The following is a 20,941-nucleotide window of genomic DNA, read 5'->3' on the forward strand; positions in this document are numbered from 1 at the left end:
GTCATGCGGCGAGGCGGATCCTATGCCTGTTTCGAAGGCCCGTGGGGGCAGCCCAGGGAGACGCAGGTCGATGTCGTGGCACCACCGACAAAGGACTCAGGGCCGGGCCCCGGTGCGGCCGACGGCCTCGGCGCCGAGGGTGCAGCCGGCCGCGAGCGCGGCCTCCGGCGAGGCACCGGAAGACCATGCCTCGAGCAGGCCGGCGGCGAAGGCGTCACCGGCGCCGGTCGCATCCGACACGCGTACGCGGCGACCAGCCCACGACCACACCGAGCCGTCCCGTGATGCCCACGTGGCGCCGGCCGCGCCCTGTTTCACGACCGCGTTGCGTACGTGTGTGGTCAGCCGGCCCGCTTGGTCGGCCGCCGAGCCCGGGCCGGCCAGCACGTCGGCCTCATCGGCGTTGCAGAGGAGCACGTCGACGTCGCGTACCCAGGCAAGAAAGCGCTCCCCGCCGACCGACCGCAACGGAGCCGCCGAGGCCGCGTCGACGCTGGTCGTCAGGCCGCGTCGCGCGGCGGCCGTCAAGGCCGCCCGGCCGCCCGGCCGGGAGCCCTCGTGCAGCAGCGGATAGCCGGAGAGATGCAGGTGGGAGGCGTCGGCGGAGGAAACGGCGGCGGTCACGTCGGCCGCGTCGAGCAGCAGCGCCGCGCCCCGGTCGGTGATCATCGTGCGTTCGTCGGGGCCGGCCAGCACCACCACGCTCCCGGTCGCCGCGCCGGCGTGGGCCCGCACCGCGCAGCGCACTCCGGCCGCGGCCAGCTCGGCCACCCGCTCCTGACCCGCGGTGTCGTCGCCGACCGCCGCGACCAGCGTCACCGCCGCGCCGGCGTGGGCCAGCCAGGCCGCCGTGTTGGCCGCCTGGCCGCCCCCGCCGACCGTGATCGCCGCGTCGGTGTCCGAGCCCGGCTGGATCGGGCCGTCGTGCGCCACGAGCACGTCAGTGACCAGGTCGCCGACGACGATAACGCTGGCCCGGCGCAGGCTGGTCCGGCTCAGGCTGGTCCGGCTCGGGCTGGGGCGGCTCACGCGGGAGCGGCGAAGCCCAGCGTCACCGGCGCCGCGGAGCCGGCCGTGGCGATCTGGGCCGCGAGCGCCGCGTTGCGCAGGATGATGCGCACGTTGACCTCGAGGCTCTGCCCGTGGGTGCTCTCGTGGAAGTGGGACAGCAGGAACGGGGTGACCGCCTTGCCGGTGATCCTGTTCTGGGCGAGGAGTTCAAGGCCCTCGGCGAGCGTGCGGTCGTGCAGCGCCGGGTCGAGCTGCTGGTCGGCCGGCAGCGGGTTGGCCAGGATCAGCGCGCCCGCGCCCAGGCCCTGGTCGGACCGGGCCCGGATGACGTCGGCGACCTGGGACGGCGAATCCAGCTGCCAGTCGACGTCGAAGCCGCCGTCGGTGACGAAGAAGCCGGGGAACCGCCTCGTGCGGTAGCCGGCGACCGCCACGCCCAGGGTCTCCAGGCGTTCCAGGGTCGCGCCGACGTCGAGGATCGACTTCACGCCGGCGCAGACCACGACGATCGGCGTGCGGGCCAGCGTGGTCAGGTCGGCCGACTCGTCGAAGGTGACATTGGCCTCGCGGTGCACCCCGCCGAGGCCGCCGGTGGCGAAGACGCCGATCTCGGCCGCCGCGGCGACCGAGCTGGTCGCGGCCACGGTGGTCGCGCCGTCGGCGCGCCGGGCGGCGGCCACGGCCAGATCCCGTACGGACAGCTTGGCCACGTCGCCGGCCAGCGCGAGGTGCCGGATCTGTTCGTCGTCGAGGCCGACGATCAGCTCGCCGCCGATCATGCCGATCGTGGCCGGGACCGCGCCGTTGTCCCGCACGGTCTGCTCGATCTCGCGGGCCACCCGCAGGTTGTCCGGGTGCGGCAGTCCGTGCGAGATGATCGTGCTCTCCAGCGCGACCACGGGCCGGCCGTCGCGGCGGGCCCGGGTCACGTGCTCGCCGAATCGAATAGCGAAGTCAGTCACGCCAGCTACGGTACGGCGCCACAAAGTCGAGTTGTCGTTGGACCGACCAGGCGTGAGGTGTCAGACTCGGTGGTTGGAGATTGAATCTGCGCCGCACGGTTCGGGGGCCGGCGGTTGAAGATGACGCCGTAATTCATATGAAGGGCAGATGGCCGTGAGCACGCAGATCCTCGAGCGTCCGGAGACCAAGGACGCCGACACCGGACCCGAGATGTTCCACTACGTGCGCAAGGACAAGATCGCCGAGAGTGCGGTCATGGGCACGTTCGTGATCGCCCTGTGCGGCGAGAAGTTCCCGGTGACCAAGACCCCCAAGCCGGGCGCGCCGGTGTGCCCGCAGTGCAAAGAGATCTACGACTCGTTCCAGAAGTGATCTTCGGATCTTGAGCTGACTCTGTCCGGACACCCCGCGTGACGAGCGGTTACGGCCTGCTCGCGGCCGACCTCGTTGGCGTCGCCGTTTTCGCGGCCTCGGGAGCGTCCGCCGCTATCGCCAAGCGCCTCGACCTGTTCGGCGTCGCCTTCGTCGGCTTCGTCGCGGCGCTCGGCGGCGGAATCGTCCGTGACCTGGTGATCGGCGCGGTGCCCCCGCTCGCCTTCGCCGACTGGCGGTACCCCGTGACCGCGGTCGTGGCGTCGATCGCCGTCTTCTGGCTGCATCCCCAGCTGAGCCGCCTCCGGCGTACGGTCCTGCTGCTCGACGCGGCCGGGCTCGGCCTGTTCACCGCGACCGGCACCCTCAAGGCACTGGCCGCCGGCGTGCCCCCGGTCGGCGCCTGCCTGATCGGCATGCTGACCGCGATCGGCGGCGGCCTGGCCCGCGACCTGCTGACCGGCGAGATCCCGGTCGTGCTGCAGCGCGACATCTATGCCGTCGTCTCGCTCGGCGGCGCGATACTTATCACGGTCTTCCACTCGCTTGGCCTGTCCGGGCCGTTTCCGCTGGTCATCGCCGCCCTGCTCATGACCGGTGTACGCCTGCTCGCGCTCTACCGCCGCTGGTCCGCCCCGGTCGCTGTGCCGTAGGGCAACCCGGCCGCCTTTCCTGGCTATGCTGGTTCGTCGTCCGTGAGCCGAGGGAAGGATCGACGCGACCTTGAGCCCGCGAAAGCCCGATCTGGAGACGTTTCCGCCCCTGCGGGACTGGCAGCGCAAAGCACTGGTCAACTACCTGCGCCGCCGCAGCGACGACTTCATGGCGGTCGCCACCCCGGGCGCCGGCAAGACCACCTTCGCCCTGCGCATCGCGGCCGAACTGCTGGCCGACGGCACGGTCGAGGCGGTCACCGTGGTCTGCCCGACCGAGCACCTCAAGACCCAGTGGGCGCAGGCCGCCGCGCGGGTCGGCATCGAGCTCGACCACACCTTCCGCAACGCCGACGTGCACTCGTCCCGCGACTTCCACGGCGCCGTCCTGACCTACGCGCAGGTCGGCATGGCCCCGGCCGTCCACCGCCGGCGCACGATGACCCGCTCGACGTTCGTGATCCTCGACGAGATCCACCACGCCGGCGACTCGCGCACCTGGGGCGACGGCGTGAAGTCGGCGTTCGAGCCGGCCACCCGGCGGCTGATGCTCACCGGCACGCCGTTCCGGTCGGACGAAAACCCGATCCCGTTCGTGCTCTACGAGCGCGGCGACGACGGCCTCCAGCGTTCGCGGTCCGACTCGTCGTACGGCTACGCCGACGCCCTGCGCGACGGCGTCGTGCGGCCGGTCCTCTTCATGGCCTACTCGGGCGAGACCCGCTGGCGCACCAACGCGGGCGACGAGCTGGCCGCCCGGCTCGGCGAGCCGATGACCAAGGACCTGGTCGCCCAGGCCTGGCGCACCGCGCTCGACCACCGCGGCGACTGGATGCCCCAGGTGCTGCGGGCCGCCGACGCCCGGCTCTCCCGGCTGCGCGAGCACGGCATGACCGACGCCGGGGGCCTGGTCATCGCCAGCGACCAGCAGACGGCCCGGGCGTACGCCAAGTTGCTGCACGAGATCACCGGCGAGCCGGCCGTGATCGTCCTCTCCGACGACGAGGGCGCCTCCGCTCGCATCGGCCAATTCGCCCTGTCCCAGCAGCGCTGGATGGTCGCGGTGCGGATGGTCTCCGAGGGCGTCGACATTCCCCGCCTCGCCGTGGGGGTCTACGCGACCAGCGCGTCCACCCCGCTCTATTTCGCCCAGGCGATCGGCCGTTTCGTGCGGGCCCGGCGCGAGGGTGAGACCGCGACCGTCTTCCTGCCCAGCGTGCCCCACCTGCTGGGGCTGGCCAGCGAGATGGAGGCCCAGCGTGACCACGTGCTGGGTGCTCCCAAGGAGAAGGACGGGCTCGACGACGACCTGATCGAGCGGGCCCAGCGCGAGGAGAACGCCGAGGGCGAGCTCGAGAAGCAGTTCGAGGCGCTCTCCGCGACCGCCGAGCTCGACCAGGTCATCTTCGACGGCACCTCGTTCGGCACCGGCGCCCTCACCGGCACGCCCGAGGAGGAGGAATACCTCGGGATTCCCGGCCTGCTCACCGCCGACCAGGTGGCGGTGGTGCTCAACAAGCGGCAGGCCGAGCAGATGGCGGCCCAGAAGAAGCGCAAGGCGGCCGAGCCCGACATCCCGGCCCCGCGGGCGGAACCGGTGTCGATGAGCGCGGGGGAGCGCCGCAACAGCCTCCGCCGCCAGCTCAACACCCTGGTCGCGGCCCACCACCACCGCACCAACCTGCCGCACGGCAAGATCCACGCCGAGCTGCGGCGCCTCTGCGGCGGCCCGCCGAGCGCCCAGGCGACGATCGAGCAGCTCGAGGAGCGGATCGCCACCATCCAGACCCTCTGACACGGCCTCAGAGGGCTCAGATCCGGAACTGGCGCACCAGCTCCTGCAGCTCGCCGCTCGTACGGCTCAGCTCCGCCGTGGCGGCCTGGGAGTCCCGGATTCCGGTGCCGGTCGCCCCGGCGGCGTCGGACAGCCCGGCCATGTTCTCGGCGATCGTGGCCGCGCCCTGGGCCGCCTCGGAGATGCTCCGGCTGATCTCGCTGGCCGACGCGGTCTGCTCCTCGACCGCCGCGGCGATGGTCTGCTGATAGTTCGAGATCTCGTGGACCACCTGGAGGATCTGCCCGATCGCCTCGACCGCGGCCTCGGTGTCGATCTGGATGGTCTGCACCCGGCGGGTGATGTCCTCGGTCGCGTGGGCGGTCTCCTGGGCCAGGTCCTTGACCTCGCCGGCGACGACCGCGAAGCCCTTGCCGGCCTCCCCGGCGCGGGCCGCCTCGATGGTCGCGTTGAGGGCGAGCAGGTTGGTCTGCCCGGCGATCGAGCTGATCGCCTTGACCACGTTGCTGATCTCGGCCGAGGAGATGCCCAGGCGGGCGACGGTCTCGTTGGTGGCCTTGGCCGCGTTGACCGCCTCGGAGGCGACGGTGGCCGCCTTGGACGAGCTGGTCGCGATCTCGGCGATCGAGGAACGCATCTCGTCGGTGCTGGCCGCGACCGTCTGCACGTTGGCCGAGACGTCACCCGAGGTGGCCGTGACGAGGTCGGTCTGGGCCGAGCTCTCGCCGGCCCGGGACGCGATGTCGGCGTTGATGGCCGCGGTGCGCCCGGCGACCTCGGCCAGGGTCGTGGTGCTCGTCGCGAAGCTCTGTACGACCGCGCGGGTGCGCTCGTTGGCCCGGTCGAGGGCGGCCGCCATCCGGCCCACCTCGTCGTCGTGGGTGGGGCCGACCGAGCCGGTCAGGTCTCCCTCCGCGACACCTTCCAGCACCGTCGAGACGCGGCGCAGCGGGCCGACGATCAGCCGGGTCACCCACCAGCCGAGCAGCAGCGCGATCACGAGTGCGGGACCGGCCACGATGAGGATCAGGTCGCGGCCGTCGGCGAACGTCTTCTGAGCCGCCGCCGTCTCCTTGGCCGCCCGCGCGGTCTCCTGCACCTGCAGGGCGTCGAGTGCGTCCGCGGCGTCGCCGATGAGCGGCTGCGCGACATCGTTCTGCAGCTTGGCGAAGCCGGCCGCGTCGCCCTTCATCGCCAGCGGGATCATCTGCTGGTCGCGCACCTTCAGGTACGCGTCCCAGCTCTTCACGAACTTCGCGAACTCGGGGCTGCCCGCCTCGGCGCTGGTCGCCTGGTACGCCTTCTGGGCCGCGGCCAGCTCGGCGTCGGTCTCGGCCAGCCCGTCCCGCCGGTCCTGGCGGTCCTTGGGGGTCTGGGCCAGCGCGACCCGGTGCACATCGAGCCGCGACTTGAGTTCGGAGTCGTGCAGGTCGGCCAGATGCGTCATCGGGATCATGGATTTGCCGTAGAGCCGCTCGGCGTTGGTGTGCAGGTGGTACATATCAATCACACCGACGGTCGCCACCAGCGCGATCGCCGCGCCCGCGACCCCGACCGCCGTCATGATCTTGGTGCCGACCGATCGATCGGCCAGCACACCTACCAGACCCTTGCCCATGCCAGGCCCCCTCGCGCCGGAAAGTAGCTTCGTTCGCCTCATCGGCCGGATGACCGGTTCGATGAGGCTGTTGCGCGAGGTTCTCCGGGCACTTCAGACGGCGAAAGGGGCGCCCCACACCGTGGGCGCCCCTGGTCAAGCTCGTTCGGGGGTTGCTAGTTGGAGTTAGACATCATGTCCGCGCCGCGCCACGTGAACTCCGGGTCGGCCACGTACTGCACCGTGATCTTCACCAGATCTTCCGCGTACCGGTTGGCGTGGTGTCCGCAGAACACCAGTTCACTGCCACCAGCCAGGGTCAAACGGAGCTTTCCTGCTGCATTGCAGCGGTCGCACCGTTCATCGGCTGCTGGGCCGGCCACACTACCCGCCGGCGGCGTGAGGGTCGGGGTCATCGCCTTCCTCCTCTGTTCGTCACCGATGAACATGTTCCTCGGCTACCTACCACACATCGTGCAACACCCTGCATCGTTGCAGCCTTCCCACAGTGCCCGGACGGGACCGGGGTCACACGTGTTCCGGCTAGTGTGCCGTGATCCAAGGGTGCCACGTCAACGATCACTTCTGCACAACGGTCTGATCACCACCCGTTGATGTACGGGTGGTGACCATTCCGACACGCAAAGTTGACCGTTCGTCCTAGTCCAGGTAGTCGCGGAGGACCTGGGAGCGGGACGGGTGCCGCAGCTTCGACATCGTCTTGGACTCGATCTGCCGGATCCGCTCCCGGGTGACCCCGTAGACCTGGCCGATCTCGTCCAGCGTGCGCGGCTGGCCGTCGGTGAGGCCGAAGCGCAGTCGCACCACGCCCGCCTCCCGCTCGGACAGGGTCTGCAGTACCTGCTGGAGCTGGTCCTGGAGCAGCGAGAACGAGACCGCGTCGACCGCGACCACGGCCTCCGAGTCCTCGATGAAGTCGCCGAGCTGGCTGTCGCCCTCGTCGCCGATCGTCTGGTCGAGCGAGATCGGCTCCCGGGCGTACTGCTGGATCTCCAGCACCTTTTCCGGGGTGATGTCCATTTCCTTGGCCAGTTCCTCCGGGGTGGGCTCGCGGCCCAGGTCCTGGAGCAGCTCACGCTGTATGCGGCCGAGCTTGTTGATGACCTCCACCATGTGCACCGGGATGCGGATGGTGCGGGCCTGGTCGGCCATGGCGCGGGTGATGGCCTGGCGGATCCACCAGGTGGCGTAGGTGGAGAACTTGTAGCCCTTGGTGTAGTCGAATTTTTCGACCGCGCGGATGAGGCCGAGGTTGCCCTCTTGGATGAGGTCGAGGAAGGCCATGCCGCGGCCGGTGTAGCGCTTGGCCAGCGACACCACCAGACGCAGGTTGGCCTCGAGCAGGTGGTTCTTCGCCCGCTCGCCGTCCCGGCCGATCCAGCGGAGGTCGCGCTCGAAGTTGCGTTCGAGCTTCTCCTCGCCCTCCTCGCAGGCGCGCAGCCGCTCGGCGGCGTAGAGCCCGGCCTCGATGCGCTTGGCGAGCTCGACCTCCTGCTCGGCGTTGAGCAGCGGGACCTTGCCGATCTGCTTGAGGTAGGCCCGGACCGAGTCGGCGGAGGCGGTCAGCTCGGCGTCGCGCCGGGCCTGCTTGAGCGCCTCGGACTCCTCGTCGTCCCACTCGAAGTCGCCCTCGGTGGCCGAGCTGGCGGCGTCGGAGGCCGCGGCGGCGACCATCGCGGCCGGCTCCTCGACCACGACGTCCTCGATCTCGGCCGCGAGGGCCTCGGGATCGATCTCCTCGCCGGTGCCGGGGCCCTCTTCGCCGGGCTTGCCGGGAGCGGCCTTGCCGGCGACGGCCTTCTTCGCCGGGGCGGCCTTGGCGGCGGTGGCCTTGCGGGCGGTCGTCTTCTTGGCCGGGGTCGCACCGCCGTCGGCCGCGGCGGGCACCGCCTTGGCCGGAGCGGCCGGCGGAACCTCGGCCTGCTTCTGCGTCGGGGCGGCCTTCTTGGCCGGTGCCGCCTTCGCGGTGGTGGCCTTGGAGGCGGGAGTGGCGGCGCGGGCCGCGGCGACCTTGCGCCGCGTGCTCACCGAACCGTCGACGACGACAGTGATGCCGGCGTCCACGAGCCCCCGGAGGATCTTCTTGGCCTGGGCCGGGTTCACCTGGGCGGACTCGAGCGTGTGCGCGACCTCGGCGGATGTCAGCTGCCCGCCCGCACCCTGAGCATGGGTGATCAGGGCCTCGGTGAGGGAGCGAACGTCGGCACCGTTGTGGTGGGCTTCTGTCACGAATGACCTTCCGGAGGCGATGAGGTTGTGCACGGCCAATGAGCCCAGCGCAGCGCACGGCGAGGAGGCTGGCCGGTGTGGTGTGGGGACCCGCGGGACACGGACGGGCGGAGTACCTGGTGTCCGTGAAGCGTGGGCAGGGGTGAATTGTAGCGCCGTCCAGCGAGATCCTCCCGCCGCAGCACGCCGCGAGGGGCCTCGGACCTCGTGGAAGACGCCTGGCGGGAGAGTCGAGGACGCCTGCCGGAAGAATGGTAACGGTGGAAAGGGCTGACAAGTGAGTGAGATTCGGACGGCATCGACGCCCGGCGACCTGCTGGCGCTCGCGGTGAGGGTGGCCCGGGAGGCGGCGGCGACGGCTCGCCGCATGCGGGCCGAGGCGATCACGGACGTCGAGACCAAGAGCACCGATACCGATGTGGTAACAGCTGCCGACCGGGCCGTCGAGCGGCAGGTCATCGAGGCGCTCCGGGCCGCCCGCCCGGGTGACGGCGTGCTCGGCGAGGAGTACGGCGATTCGGCCTCACCCGAGCCGGAAGCCGGCCCGGAAGGCGGCCCGGAAGGCAGCGCCGTGCGGTGGGTCCTCGACCCGATCGACGGCACGGTCAACTACCTGTACGGGCTCCCGCAGTACGCGGTCTCGCTGGCGGCCGAGATCGACGGCGAGGCGGTCGCCGGCGTGGTGATCAACGCGGCCACCGGCGACGAGTGGACGGCCACCCGGGGCGGCGGGGCGTGGCGCGGCGACCGGCCGCTGCACCCGTCCACGCGGACCCGGCTCGACCAGTCACTGGTCGGCACCGGCTTCGGCTACGACGCCAAGCGACGGGCCCACCAGGGCGCGGTGGTGGCACAATTGATCACCCGTGTGCGTGACATCCGGCGGTTCGGCGCGGCGGCCCTCGACCTGTGCGCGGTGGCCGAGGGAACCCTCGACGCGTATTACGAGAAGGGTCTCAATCCCTGGGACCACGGGGCCGGCGGTCTGATCGCCACCGAGGCCGGGGCGATCGTCTCCGGTCTGCGGGGTGCGGCGCCCGGCGCGGACATGGTCGTGGCCGCTCCACCGGCGATCTTCGGCCCGCTGCACGACCTGCTGGTCGAGCTCGACGCCGACAACGGCCCGTAGAGCCTAGGAGTCGGCGTCCTTCTTCTTCGTGGCCGGCTTGGCGCAGGCGCCCGGCGGCACGGTCGGCTCGCCCACCGCGGCCAGCGACTGGTTGACCTCGGTGCTGGTGGCCAGCTGGCGGAAGTCTTTGCCGATCACGATGTCGATCGTGGCGCCCTTGCGCTTCGCGTCGTACTCCATCTTCGACTGATCGAGGAAGTATGCCCGCAGGAGCTGGGCCTTGCCGACCGCGTCGGGCCCGTACTTGATGTCGGCGATCCCGGAGTACCGGGTCTTGTTCTCGGCCGGCTTCTGGGTGGTGAACCGCCGGTTCTTGAACTCGGTGGTCACGCTGTCGGCCAGGCCCGGGGTCGTGGTGCCGTTGTAGATCTTGACGGTCACCTGGGCCGGGTCGTCGGGCAGTTCGATGTCGACCCGGGGCGCACCGGCCGGGCAACTGTCCCCCACGGGGTCGCCTTGCGTGTCCTTGGTCAGTGCCACGATGACGAGGACGACCGCGGCCACCACGAGCACGCCGACGACGACGAGTGCTCGGACGCGGGCAAAGCTCATGGGGCTGGCTCCAGGGTGGGATGTGACGAACTAGCCGGGCAACACCGGCGGGGACCTGTCGAGAGGTTAGCGTCTGTGCGCCAGGCACGCGGAAACAGGGAATAGTTCCGGCGCGCCGACGATGATCGAGTGGCTTGTGCCCCTACTTTGATGTCGCCTCGGTCACATCGGGAACAATGGGCGGCCTGATCGCGTACAACCCTGCCACAACAGCGGTAAGGTTCCGCGCTCGCCGGGGGCAGCTTGACTGTCAGAAATCGTCCAGCGGAACCGGGAACCGAAACCTCGTCCCTGGCGTTACTAACGCCAAGTGACACATCGATACAGGAGAGTGAAAACCGATGGCCACCGACTACGACGCCCCGCGTCGCGATGAGGTCGACCTCGGCGAGGACAGCCTCGAGGAGCTCAAGGCCCGCCGAGCCGACTCGCAGTCGGGTGCAGTTGACGTCGACGAGGTCGAGGTGGCGGAGAGCTTCGAGCTGCCCGGCGCCGATCTGGCCGACGAGGAACTGACCGTCAAGGTGCTGCCCATGCAGTCCGACGAGTTCCGCTGCGCCCGGTGTTTCCTGGTGCATCACCGCAGCCAACTGGCCGCGGAACGCAACGGGGAACTGATCTGCCGCGAGTGCGCCTGACCGGCGCCTCGCGGCAACGCGTCACCACCCGGCCGTGCCGATGACGGTCGGGCGTCCAGCCGTCCCCGGTGATTCCCGGTGCCGTTGAGGCCCGGTGTTTGACTGGAGGGCGGAACCGGGCATCTACCTGATGACCGGAGAGCGACGACGGGAGGACGACGATGGGCCACCCGGAACAACCGACCCCGAGCGGCACCGCCATGCCGCCGGAGGATTCATCCGCCGGAGATGAGCTCACCGCCGCCGTCCCAGAGCCGCTCGCCCAGCACGAAGCCGAAACCGACCAGGAAACCGAGCCGCTCACCCGGCAGGAAGCCGACGACGAGCTCGGCCGGACCGTCGCCGCGCTGACCGCCGACGACATCGAACCCGCCGGCCGCCGCAAGCTGCTCGTCCGCCTGGTCACCGACGTCCGCCGCCGCGGTCTCGGCCAGGTGTTCCGCCCCAAGGCCGCCCTGCGCTGGATGGCCGACGTGGTGGGTGACGTCGCCCCGCATGTGCCGGTGCGCGACCGCGAGACCCTGCTACGGCACTTCCCGGGCCTCGACGACGACGATCTCGCCGAGCGCCTGATCCGCAACGCCGCCCGCACCACCGCCGGGATCGGCGCCGCCGGAGGCGGCGTGGCCTCGGTCGAGTGGGTCGCGACGCCCACCCTGCTCTCCGCGCCGATCCTGCTGGCCGCCGAGACGATCGGGGTGGTCGCGGTCGAGATGAAGCTGATCGGCGAGCTGCACGAGGTCTACGGCCGGCCGGTGACCGGCGGCCCCGGCCAGCGCGCGGCCGCCCTGATCCAGGCCTGGTCGGGCCAGCGTGGGGTCAACCCGCTGGTGCCCGGCGTCGGCGTGGCCACCGTGCTGGGCACGGCCGCCCGCAAGGAACTCCAGGGCATGCTGCTGCGCCGTTTCGGGCGCAATCTGACCACGATGGGCCCGCTGCTCACCGGCGCCGCGGTGGCCGGCTATCTGAACCGCAGAGCGACCCGCAACCTGGGCGGCCACATCCAGGACGATCTCAAGAAGACGCGCCGTCGCGCACTCGGGAGCTGACCTCCAGCAGGACGGTCGCGAGCTCGACCGGCTTTCTGGTGCTGATCAGCCAATAGGGCGTGGGGTCGTCCGGGTCGTCGAGGAGCACCTGCACGGCCGGCCCGATCCACGGGCGCTGGATCACGAACGCGAGCGGGTGCGACCCGATGCCCAAGGCCTCCCGCTTGCCGCCCGCGTCGAGAGCGACCACGTCGGCGATCACCGACACGGGCAGGCGCGCGTCGTCGACGAGCAGCTCATCGTCGGTCACCGTGACGCTGATGCGGCTCACCCAGATCAGCCCGGCCACGGTCAGCGGGATCACCACGGCGAACGGCAGCCAGGTCGGGATGCTCGCGAAGCCCAGGGTGAACTCGATCGCGACGATGGCGTCGACCAGCAGCGCGGGCAGCCAGGACCACCAGGACAGCCGCAGCCGCTCGCGATAACGTGGCGGCGCGGTGATGCGGTCGGCGGGCACGGGTGTCACCCTGGAAGGGTACGGCGCGCCTCCGCGACCGAGCGCGGCAGGATGGCAGGGTAAGGCCCGCCCACCGGCCGCCTGCCCTTCGCCGTACGAGTGAGGACCAGCCCGACATGAGCGAACTCAGCATCCCGCTGCGCCGGCTCGACCCCGACCTGCCGCTGCCGTCCTACGCCCATCCGGGTGACGCCGGCGCCGACCTGGTCGCGGCCGAGGACACCGAGCTGCTCCCGGGGGCCCGCGCGGCGGTCCGCACCGGGGTCGCGCTGGCCATTCCGGACGGTTACGTCGGACTGGTCCATCCGCGGTCCGGTCTGGCGGCCCGGCTCGGTGTGACGGTGCTCAACGCGCCCGGTACGGTCGACGCCGGCTACCGCGGAGAGATCCTCGTCATCCTGGTCAACCACGATCGGGTCAACACGGTCAAGATTTCCCGGGGCGACCGCATCGCCCAGCTCGTCGTCCAGCGGGTCGAGCGCGCGGTCTTCCAGGTGGTCGACGAGCTCGACGACACCGTCCGCGGTGCCGGGGGGCACGGGTCGACCGGCGGGCACCACGCGCTGCCCGCGCAAGCGCAGACGCAGTCTTAGAAACGGAAGGTTGGGCAACGATGTTCTCCCGTAAGCGCGGCGGCCCGAAGCACGTGCGTCCGACCGACGCGCCGCCCTCCGAGGCGCTGAGGCACAGCCTCGCGGCCGACGACGAGGCGCCCGCGCCCGAGCACGGCCCCTACGACCAGCGGCACGCCCCCGAGGGTGTGCAGCGGCTCGACCTGGGCAGCCTGCTGATCCCGGCGATCGACGGCGTCGAGGTGCGGGTGCAGGCCAACCCGGAGGGTGTGGTCGAGCAGATCGTGCTGGTCGACGGCGAGAGCGCACTGCAGCTGGGCGTCTTCGCGGCGCCGAAGTCCGAGGGCATCTGGAACGAGGTGCGCGACGAGATCGCCGAGGCGATGGTCGCCGACGGGGTCGCCGCGCAGGAGGTCCAGGGGCCGTACGGGATCGAGCTGACCGCCCGCGTCACCACCCCCGAGGGCCCGGCCGACCTGCGTTTCGTCGGCGTGGACGGGCCGCGCTGGATGGTCCGGGCGCTGTTCCAGGGCCGGGCCGCGGCCGACCGGTCGAGCGAGGGCGCGCTGGGCCAGGTGATGAGCGGTCTGGTGGTCGTGCGGGACGAGGAGGCCCGCCCGGTGCGTGAGGCGCTGCCGCTGCGGCTGCCCAAGGACATGACCGAGCAGGCCCAGGAGGCTCAGGGGCAGCAGCAGCCCGCGCCGCCGGATGAATCGACGGCGTTCAACGGACGGAACCTGAACTAAGCTCGCGTGACAGAGGTCACCTGGGGTCTCTCCGGCGTACCGTGGTTGGACGGCATCCGCGCACACTTGCCGTCCACCGTCGGGGCGTTGATGAGAAGGGTTACGTGAGGTCATGACGACCGAGGAACGCACCGGACTGCGCAAATTCTTCGACCGGCTGACCGCGACCGACTCCGAGCTCGACGCGCAGGACCTGCAGCGCGAGAGCGCCAAGTGCGGCGCCGTGCCGGCCACCGCCTGCTCCCGCGGCCAGGTCGTTTCGGTGTCGGGGCGACTGCGCACCGTGGCGTACACTCCTCGGACGAACCTGCCCACCCTGGAGGCCGACCTCTGGGACGGCAGTGACGTGGTCACGCTGATCTTCCTGGGCCGCCGGTCGATCGCCGGCATCGAACCCGGGCGTCAGCTCACCGCGAAGGGCCGCATCGCGATCCGCGACGACCGCAAGGTGATCTACAACCCGTACTACGAGCTGGAGGCGCCCCGGTGACACCCGGCAGCGAGCCGCGCCACGTCGCGCACGAAACGGTCGAGGAACGGCTTGCCGGGGAGGTCGAGGAGCTCGAGGAGCGCGCGGCCGAGGTGATCGTCGAAGAGATGGATCTCCAGGCCGGGAAGGGGCCGCTCGAACGGGCCCAGCTCGAGAAGAACGCCGAGGACGACGAGGACGAACTGCCCTCGATGAGTGAGCAGATCGCCGAGCAGCTCGGTGGCGTCCGCGGCCTCGTCGAGTCGAGCGTGCCGGTCCTCGCGTTCGTCCTGTTCAACGTCGTGCTCAGCTCGGTGGCCCACCTCGACAAGCGCACCGCGCTGTACTGGGCGATCGCCGGGTCGGTGATCTCGGCGCTCGGCATCGGCGTCTACCGGCTCACCCGCCGTGAGCCGGTCCGGCACGCGGTCAACGGGCTGTTCGGCATCGCGGTCGGGGCGTACTTCGCCTGGCGCACCGGCAAGGCGGAAAACTTCTATCTGCCCGGCATCCTGATCACGTTCGCGCAGGCGGCGCTCTTCCTGATCTCCGCGGTGATCCGCAAGCCTCTGATCGGCTACGCCTGGGGCGTGATGGCGAACAAGGGCCACCAGGACTGGTTCGGTGACCGGCGGCTCTTTCGCACCTTCCAGTGGCTGACCATGGTCTGGGTGGTCTCGCTCTGCGTGCGGGCCGGCGTTCAGCTCTATCTGTGGTCGCAGCACGAGGCGAACGCGCTCGGCATCGTCCGCATCCTGATCAGCTGGCCGATCTATGCCGGCACCTTCGCCTATTCGGCGTGGGCCATCCACCGGGTGACCAGCACCGAGCGGGCCCCGGAGGAGCAAGAGCCCGCTCAGGCGTAGGCGTCAGCGCGGCTCGCGGCCCTCGCGGCCGAGCACGACCGCGCGGATCTGGTCCTCGACCTCGGACGTGCAGACGAAGATCAGCTCGTCGCCGGCCTCCAGCGGGTCGTCCGGCGTCGGCACGACCACGCGCTTGCCCCGCAGGATCGCCACCAGCGCCGCGTCGCGGGGCAACGGCACGGTCCGCACCGGCTTACCCTCGTATGGCGCGTGGCGGGGCAGCGTGATCTCGACCAGGTTGGCCTCGCCCTGGCGGAAGGTCATCAGGCGGACCAGGTCGCCGACCGTGACCGCCTCCTCGACCAGGGCCGCCATCAGGCGAGGCTTGCTGACCGAGACGTCGACGCCCCACTGCTCGGTGAAGAGCCACTCGTTCTCGGCCCGGTTGACCCGGGCGACCACCCGCGGCACCGCGAACTCGGTCTTGGCCAGCAGCGAGACGACCAGGTTGGCCTTGTCGTCGCCGGTGGCCGCCACGACCACGTCGCAGCCCGCCACGTCGGCCTCCTCGAGGCTGGTCAGCTCGCAGGCGTCGGCGAGCACCCATTCGGCCTCGGGCACCCGCTCCGGCCGCAGCTGGCGGGGCTGCCGCTCGATCAGCATGACCTGGTGGCCGTTGCCGATCAGCTCCTGCGCGATCGACCGGCCGACGTTGCCGGCCCCCGCGATGGCGATCCGCATGGTCAGTGCCCTTCTTTCTCGGCGCCCGCCGCGACGTCCAGCACATCGGCCACGGTGTCGTCGGTGACCAGCATGAAGACCTGGTCGCCGTCCTGGAACGCGGTCGACGGGGTGCCGAGCATGCCCATGCCGAAGCGCATCAGATAGGCCACCCGGGCGCCGGTGCTCTCCTCCAGCGACTTGATCGTCTTGCCGACCCAGTCGCTGTGCAGCGGCACCTCGACGATCGAGATCACGCTGGTCGGGTCGCGGAAGACCTCGACCGTGCCCTCGGGCACCAGCTGCCGCATCATGCGGTCGGCCGCCCAGCGGATGGTCGCCACGGTCGGGATGCCGAGCCGCTCGTAGACCAAGGCGCGGCGGGCGTCGTAGATGCGGGCGACGACGCGGGACACGCCGTACGTCTCGCGGGCCAGCCGGGCCGAGATGATGTTGGAGTTGTCGCCACTCGAGACGGCCGCGAAGGCGTCCGCACGCTCGATGCCGGCCGCGCGGAGCACGTCCCGGTCGAAGCCGACGCCGGTCACCGTGGTCCCGCTGAACTCGGCCGGGAGCCGGCGGAAGGCGTCGGCGTTCTGGTCGATCACCGCCACCGAATGGCCGCGTCCGTCGAGCTTCTGCGCCAGCGTCGAACCCAGCCGGCCGCAGCCCATGATCACCACGTGCAAGGTTCGCACCCTCTCGAATCCGTGCTCACATGAGGAGGGTCCCACGCCCCCGCGACGGGCGCCGACCGGGGCGGGATACGAGATGTGGCAACCGGCCGTAGTCTTGGCACTCGTGGTAAGTACGACCTCCCTCGCCAAGCGGCTGCTACTGGGCAGACCGTTCCGCTCCGACAAGCTGCAGCACACGCTGCTGCCCAAGCGGATCGCCCTGCCCGTGTTCGCCAGCGACGCTTTGTCGAGCGTGGCGTACGCACCGGACGAGATCCTGCTGACCCTCTCGATAGCCGGCGCCGGCGCCTTCACCATCTCCCCGTGGATCGCCCTGGCGGTCGCGGTCGTGATGTTGACCGTGGTGGCGAGCTACCGGCAGAACGTGCACGCTTATCCGTCCGGCGGCGGCGACTACGAGGTGGCCACGGTCAACCTCGGGCCGCGGGCCGGGCTCGGGGTGGCGAGCGCGCTGCTCGTCGACTACATCCTCACGGTCGCGGTCTCGAGCTCGCAGGGTGTCGCCCTGCTCGGGGCGATGTGGCCGTTCGCCGCCGACCACAAGGTCGAGTTCGCGGTCGGGGCGATCGCCGTCCTCACCGCGCTCAACCTGCGCGGCCTGCGCGAGGCCGGCACCGCCTTCGCCTTCCCGACCTACGCGTTCATCGTCGTGGTCGTGATCATGGTGGTGACCGGCCTGTTCCGCATCTTCGTGCTCGGCGACCACCTGCAGGCGGAGTCGGCCAACCTGGCGTTCACCGCCCAGCGCAGCAACCTGAGCAACTTCGCCTTCGGCTATCTGCTGTTGCGTACCTTCTCCTCGGGCTGTGCCGCGTTGACCGGCGTCGAGGCGATCTCCAACGGCGTGCCCGCGTTCAAGCCGCCGAAGAGCAAGAACGCGGCGACCACGCTGCTGCTGCTCGGCCTCGTCGCGATCACCATGCTGTTCGGCATCGTCGCCCTGGCCCGGCTCACCCACCTGAAGTTCTTCGATCCCGACCAGGATCCGGTGCTCGCCCAGCTGGCCAACGCCGTCTTCGGCCACGGGTCCTGGATGGCCCTGGCCGTGAGCGTCGTCGCGGCGCTGATCCTGTTCCTGGCCGCGAACACGGCGTTCAACGGGTTCCCGGTGCTCGGCTCGATCCTCGCCCAGGACCGCTACCTGCCCCGCCAACTGCACACGCGGGGCGACCGGCTGGCGTTCTCGAACGGCATCATCTTCCTGGCCGTTGCCGCCTGCACGCTGATCATCGCGTTCAACGCCCAGACCAGCCGGCTGATCCAGCTCTACATCGTGGGCGTGTTCGTGTCGTTCACGCTGTCGCAGGGCGGCATGATCCGGCACTGGAACCGGCTGCTGCGCACCCAGCGCGACCCGGCCCGGCGCCGCCAGATGATCCGCTCGCGGGCGATCAACGCGTTCGGCATGGGCCTCACCGGCGCCGTCCTGATCGTCGTGCTGATCACCAAGTTCCTGCTCGGCGCCTGGATCGCGATCGCCGCCATGATCGTGATCTACATCACCATGGTCGGCATCCACAAGCACTACACGAGCGTGTCCCGCGAGCTCGAGCCGACCGAGGAACGGCCGGTCCTGCCCTCCCGCAACCACGCCGTCGTGCTGGTCAGCAAGGTGCACATGCCGACCCTGCGGGCGGTCGCCTACGCCCAGGCGACCCGGCCCGACACGCTCACCGCGATCACGGTCAACGTCGACGACAAGGACACCCGGGCGATCCAGCAGGAGTGGGAACGCCGGCAGATCCCGGTGCCGCTGACCGTCATCGACTCGCCCTACCGCGAGATCACCCGCCCGATCATCGACTTCGTCAAGAGCATGCGCCGGGGCTCGCCGCGCGACGTGGTGACGGTCTTCGTGCCCGAATACGTGGTCGGCCGCTGGTGGGAGAACGTGCTGCACAACCAGAGCGCGCTGCGCATCAAGAGCCGGCTGCTGTTCGAGCCCGGCGTGATGGTCACCAGCGTGCCCTGGCAGCTTCGTTCCAGCCAGGACCGCAACCTCGACCGCCTCGACAACAACCTGCGCCGGGGCCCGGCGCGGGGCCCCCGCAACCGCGGCGGCGACAGCGCGCCTCAGAAGTCGCCGGCCCCGGACGGAGTCTCGTGACCTACCCCTACCCCTACCCGGACGACGACCTGGTCGAGGGCGACCGCGTCGAGCTCACGGTCGGCGCGCCGGCGCACGGCGGGCACTGCGTGGCCCGTCTCGGCGGCGAGCACGGCCGGGTCGTCTTCGTGCGCCACACGCTGCCCGGCGAGCGCATCACGGCCGAGGTCACCGAGGTGCACAAGGGCTACCTGCGGGCCGACGCGGTGGAGATCCACGAGCCGTCACCCGACCGGGTCGAGCCGCCGTGCCCGTTCGCGCATCCGGGTGGTTGCGGCGGCTGCGACCTGCAGCACGTCGCAAGCGACGCGCAATTGCGGTGGAAGAGCCAGGTGGTCAACGAACAGCTCCACCGCCTGGCCGGCCTCACCGACGATTCCGTACGCGTCGAGCCCCTCCCACCCGCAACGTCGCCTCCCGGGCCCGGCGACCCGGGGCCGTCCAGCCCCGGCACCGATTCGCACCCCGGCGGGGACAGCCCGCCCGCTCCAGCCGTGGCGCCGGGCACGGGCCCGGGCGCGCCGGTCGTGGCCGGTTCGGCGGGGGATGACGACCCGGCGCGGCTGCTGGGGTGGCGGAGCCGGGTGCGCTACGCGGTCGACGCGGCCGGGCGGGCGGGGCTTCTGCAGCACCGGTCGCGGCAGGTGGTGGCGATCGACCGCTGCCGGATCGCCCACCCGGCCATCCAGGAGCTCGACCTGCTTGCCCGCGAGTGGCCGGACGCCGACGCCGTCGAGGCTGTCGCCTCCAGCGGGGGCGACGTGGCGGTGCTCGCCCATCCGGCCGGACGTGGTGCGCTGCCCGCCGACGACCCGGTCGACGGTCCCGATCTCGGCAACGGTGCGCCGACTCTGCTGCAAGGGCCACCGGACGTGCGCGAACGTGCGGTCGGCCGGCTGTGGGGCGTACCGGTGGAAAGCTTCTGGCAGGGGCACCCGGCCGCCGCCGAGACGCTGACCGCGACCGTCCTGGAAATGCTCCGGCCGCAGGCCGGGGAGGTGTCGTGGGATCTCTACGGCGGGGCCGGACTCTTCGCGGCCGCGCTGGCGACGCGGACCGGGGCCCGCACCACCCTGGTCGAGTCGTCGCCGGCCGGCGTGAAAGCGGCCCGGGACAACCTGGCCGACCTGCCGGTCGAGGTCGTCGAGGCCCGGGTCGACGTCGCGTTGCGCCGCCGCCGGATCACCGCGCCGGTCGACCTCATCGTGCTCGACCCGCCGCGGGCCGGCGCCGGCGCCGTGGTGGTGAAGGCGATCGCCGCCGCCGGACCGCGGGCCGTGGCCTACGTGGCCTGCGACCCGGCGGCCCTGGCGCGCGACGTGGCGACCTTCCGGTCGCTGGGCTGGGAGATGAGCGAGATCCGGGCGTTCGACTGCTTCCCGATGACCCAGCACATCGAGTGCGTCGCTCTCCTGACCCCTAGGCGGTAGCCCGCTCGGCCGCCGCGACCGCGTTGCGGAACAGCATCGCGATCGTGGTCGGGCCGACCCCGCCGACCCGCGGGGTGATCGCGGAGGCGACCGTCTCGACCGACTCGTCGACGTCGGGCAGCAGGCGGCGGCCCTCGTAGCGCACGCCGGCCCCGACCACGACCGCGCCCGGCTTGACGTGCTCGGGCTGGATGATGCCGGGCACGCCGGCCGCGGCGATGAGGATCTCGGCCCGCCGGGTGTAGCGCGCCCAGTCCTTGACCCCGGTGTGCACGACGGTGACCGCGGCGTTGGCGGTCGGGCGCTTCTGGGTCAGCAGCATGGCCAGCGGCCGTCCCAGGGTGGCGCCCCGGCCGAGGATGACGACCTCGCGACCGGCGACCGGGATCTCGTAGTGGGCGAGCAGCGCCTCGATGCCGGCCGGGGTGTTGGGCAGCGGGCCGGGCAGGCCCAGCGCGAGGCGGCCCATGTTGAGCGGGTGCATGCCGTCGACGTCCTTGTCGGGGTCGAGGGTCATCAGCGCCGCGTCGTATTCCAGGTGGGCCGGGATCGGGTATTGGATCAGGACGCTGTGCACGTTCTTGTCGGCGTTGAAGTCGGCGATCACGGCGAGCAGGTCGTCCTGCTTAGCGTCGGCGGCCAGGTGCACGTGGGGCGAGTCGAAGCCGAGGGCGGCGGCCTGGCGCTGCTTGACCCGGATGTAGCCGGCGCTCGCGTCGTCGTCGCCGACCAGGATCGTGGCCAGGCTCGGGGTGACGCCGCGCTCGCGCAGCCGGGCCACCCGCTCGGAGACGTCGGCCAGCACCGCCTCGGCGACCGGGGCACCGGGCATCATGAGGGCAGAAGACATGCGCTCCTCCAACTGTCGGGAGCCCAGGCGGTCGACTCCCGATGACAGGCTCCCCGATGGTTGGGACCATCCTC

At 71.1% G+C, this 20,941-nt stretch carries 22 protein-coding genes; 12 read left to right on the forward strand and 10 right to left on the reverse strand.

The features are described 5' to 3' along the window. Positions 1-96: 96 nt before the first annotated feature. Both AB0M88_RS11050 and AB0M88_RS11055 read right to left on the reverse strand, forming a co-directional pair. Positions 97-1,029, reverse strand: coding sequence for a carbohydrate kinase family protein (locus AB0M88_RS11050; RefSeq protein ID WP_364098860.1), 933 nt, complete (start codon positions 1,027-1,029; stop codon positions 97-99). Continuing rightward, positions 1,026-1,973 carry a pseudouridine-5'-phosphate glycosidase gene (locus AB0M88_RS11055; protein WP_364098863.1) on the reverse strand — a complete coding sequence of 316 codons (948 nt, stop codon included), beginning with the start codon at positions 1,971-1,973 and terminating at the stop codon, positions 1,026-1,028. Before AB0M88_RS11055 ends, AB0M88_RS11050 begins: the two co-directional genes overlap by 4 nt. A 148-nt stretch (positions 1,974-2,121) precedes the next feature. Between AB0M88_RS11055 and AB0M88_RS11060 the strand changes: the two genes are divergently transcribed. The 3 genes from AB0M88_RS11060 to AB0M88_RS11070 all read left to right on the forward strand — a co-directional run bounded on the left by AB0M88_RS11060 (position 2,122) and on the right by AB0M88_RS11070 (position 4,794). After that, the gene (locus AB0M88_RS11060; RefSeq protein WP_364098866.1) at positions 2,122-2,346 is read left to right on the forward strand and encodes a DUF3039 domain-containing protein; all 225 of its coding nucleotides are present in this window, start codon (positions 2,122-2,124) and stop codon (positions 2,344-2,346) included. 38 nt (positions 2,347-2,384) lie between these two features. Beyond that, positions 2,385-2,999, forward strand: a complete 615-nt coding sequence (locus AB0M88_RS11065) for a TRIC cation channel family protein (protein WP_364098868.1) — start codon at positions 2,385-2,387, stop codon at positions 2,997-2,999. 70 nt (positions 3,000-3,069) lie between these two features. Continuing rightward, positions 3,070-4,794, forward strand: a complete 1,725-nt coding sequence (locus tag AB0M88_RS11070) for a DEAD/DEAH box helicase family protein (protein ID WP_364098871.1) — start codon at positions 3,070-3,072, stop codon at positions 4,792-4,794. A 16-nt stretch (positions 4,795-4,810) separates the two neighbouring features. On the opposite strand, the gene AB0M88_RS11075 is transcribed toward AB0M88_RS11070, so the two are convergent. The 3 genes from AB0M88_RS11075 to AB0M88_RS11085 form a co-directional block, all read right to left on the reverse strand. Beyond that, on the reverse strand, positions 4,811-6,412 hold the full coding sequence (locus tag AB0M88_RS11075) for a methyl-accepting chemotaxis protein (RefSeq protein WP_364098874.1): 1,602 nt from the start codon (positions 6,410-6,412) through the stop codon (positions 4,811-4,813). A gap of 155 nt (positions 6,413-6,567) precedes the next feature. Continuing rightward, on the reverse strand, positions 6,568-6,807 hold the full coding sequence (locus AB0M88_RS11080; RefSeq protein WP_364098877.1) for a hypothetical protein: 240 nt from the start codon (positions 6,805-6,807) through the stop codon (positions 6,568-6,570). A gap of 244 nt (positions 6,808-7,051) precedes the next feature. Next, the gene (locus AB0M88_RS11085; protein ID WP_364098880.1) at positions 7,052-8,641 is read right to left on the reverse strand and encodes an RNA polymerase sigma factor; all 1,590 of its coding nucleotides are present in this window, start codon (positions 8,639-8,641) and stop codon (positions 7,052-7,054) included. A gap of 277 nt (positions 8,642-8,918) precedes the next feature. Here AB0M88_RS11085 and AB0M88_RS11090 point away from each other — a divergent pair, with 277 nt between their 5' ends. Then, positions 8,919-9,770, forward strand: a complete 852-nt coding sequence (locus AB0M88_RS11090) for an inositol monophosphatase family protein (protein WP_364098883.1) — start codon at positions 8,919-8,921, stop codon at positions 9,768-9,770. 3 nt (positions 9,771-9,773) lie between these two features. On the opposite strand, the gene AB0M88_RS11095 is transcribed toward AB0M88_RS11090, so the two are convergent. Beyond that, complete coding sequence (locus AB0M88_RS11095; protein ID WP_364098886.1) at positions 9,774-10,322, reverse strand: LytR C-terminal domain-containing protein; 549 nt, start codon at positions 10,320-10,322, stop codon at positions 9,774-9,776. A gap of 341 nt (positions 10,323-10,663) precedes the next feature. Here AB0M88_RS11095 and AB0M88_RS11100 point away from each other — a divergent pair, with 341 nt between their 5' ends. Beyond that, positions 10,664-10,960, forward strand: coding sequence for a DUF4193 domain-containing protein (locus AB0M88_RS11100; protein ID WP_127506680.1), 297 nt, complete (start codon positions 10,664-10,666; stop codon positions 10,958-10,960). A 161-nt stretch (positions 10,961-11,121) separates the two neighbouring features. Then, positions 11,122-12,009, forward strand: a complete 888-nt coding sequence (locus AB0M88_RS11105; protein ID WP_364098889.1) for a hypothetical protein — start codon at positions 11,122-11,124, stop codon at positions 12,007-12,009. Here the strand turns inward: AB0M88_RS11105 and AB0M88_RS11110 are convergent. After that, positions 11,975-12,478, reverse strand: a complete 504-nt coding sequence (locus tag AB0M88_RS11110; protein WP_364098892.1) for a DUF3093 domain-containing protein — start codon at positions 12,476-12,478, stop codon at positions 11,975-11,977. The two genes, AB0M88_RS11105 and AB0M88_RS11110, sit on opposite strands and share 35 nt — an antisense overlap. Positions 12,479-12,585: 107 nt before the next feature. Here AB0M88_RS11110 and dut point away from each other — a divergent pair, with 107 nt between their 5' ends. The 4 genes from dut to AB0M88_RS11130 all read left to right on the forward strand — a co-directional run bounded on the left by dut (position 12,586) and on the right by AB0M88_RS11130 (position 15,122). Further along, complete coding sequence (gene dut, locus AB0M88_RS11115; protein ID WP_364098895.1) at positions 12,586-13,062, forward strand: dUTP diphosphatase; 477 nt, start codon at positions 12,586-12,588, stop codon at positions 13,060-13,062. Positions 13,063-13,082: 20 nt separating this feature from the next. After that, a complete protein-coding gene (locus tag AB0M88_RS11120; RefSeq protein WP_364098898.1) occupies positions 13,083-13,787 on the forward strand; it encodes a DUF3710 domain-containing protein in 705 nt (234 codons plus the stop codon). Positions 13,788-13,899: 112 nt separating this feature from the next. After that, a complete protein-coding gene (locus AB0M88_RS11125) occupies positions 13,900-14,277 on the forward strand; it encodes an OB-fold nucleic acid binding domain-containing protein (RefSeq protein WP_364098901.1) in 378 nt (125 codons plus the stop codon). After that, positions 14,274-15,122 carry a DUF3159 domain-containing protein gene (locus tag AB0M88_RS11130; RefSeq protein ID WP_364098904.1) on the forward strand — a complete coding sequence of 283 codons (849 nt, stop codon included), beginning with the start codon at positions 14,274-14,276 and terminating at the stop codon, positions 15,120-15,122. The genes AB0M88_RS11125 and AB0M88_RS11130 overlap by 4 nt, the downstream gene beginning before the upstream one ends. Before the next feature lie 3 nt (positions 15,123-15,125). Here AB0M88_RS11130 and AB0M88_RS11135 read toward each other — a convergent pair whose 3' ends face one another. Both AB0M88_RS11135 and AB0M88_RS11140 read right to left on the reverse strand, forming a co-directional pair. Next, complete coding sequence (locus AB0M88_RS11135) at positions 15,126-15,809, reverse strand: TrkA family potassium uptake protein (protein WP_364099074.1); 684 nt, start codon at positions 15,807-15,809, stop codon at positions 15,126-15,128. Then, the gene (locus AB0M88_RS11140; protein ID WP_364099077.1) at positions 15,806-16,471 is read right to left on the reverse strand and encodes a TrkA family potassium uptake protein; all 666 of its coding nucleotides are present in this window, start codon (positions 16,469-16,471) and stop codon (positions 15,806-15,808) included. Before AB0M88_RS11140 ends, AB0M88_RS11135 begins: the two co-directional genes overlap by 4 nt. Positions 16,472-16,553: 82 nt before the next feature. Here AB0M88_RS11140 and AB0M88_RS11145 point away from each other — a divergent pair, with 82 nt between their 5' ends. Both AB0M88_RS11145 and AB0M88_RS11150 read left to right on the forward strand, forming a co-directional pair. After that, positions 16,554-18,587, forward strand: a complete 2,034-nt coding sequence (locus AB0M88_RS11145) for an APC family permease (RefSeq protein WP_364098907.1) — start codon at positions 16,554-16,556, stop codon at positions 18,585-18,587. Further along, a complete protein-coding gene (locus AB0M88_RS11150) occupies positions 18,584-20,017 on the forward strand; it encodes a TRAM domain-containing protein (protein WP_364098910.1) in 1,434 nt (477 codons plus the stop codon). The genes AB0M88_RS11145 and AB0M88_RS11150 overlap by 4 nt, the downstream gene beginning before the upstream one ends. Here the strand turns inward: AB0M88_RS11150 and AB0M88_RS11155 are convergent. Further along, the gene (locus AB0M88_RS11155) at positions 20,007-20,867 is read right to left on the reverse strand and encodes a tetrahydrofolate dehydrogenase/cyclohydrolase catalytic domain-containing protein (protein ID WP_364098913.1); all 861 of its coding nucleotides are present in this window, start codon (positions 20,865-20,867) and stop codon (positions 20,007-20,009) included. The genes AB0M88_RS11150 and AB0M88_RS11155 overlap by 11 nt on opposite strands. Positions 20,868-20,941 lie beyond the last annotated feature (74 nt).

Source organism: Actinoplanes sp. NPDC051411, assembly GCF_040682075.1.
Taxonomy (GTDB): Bacteria; Actinomycetota; Actinomycetes; order Mycobacteriales; family Micromonosporaceae; genus Actinoplanes.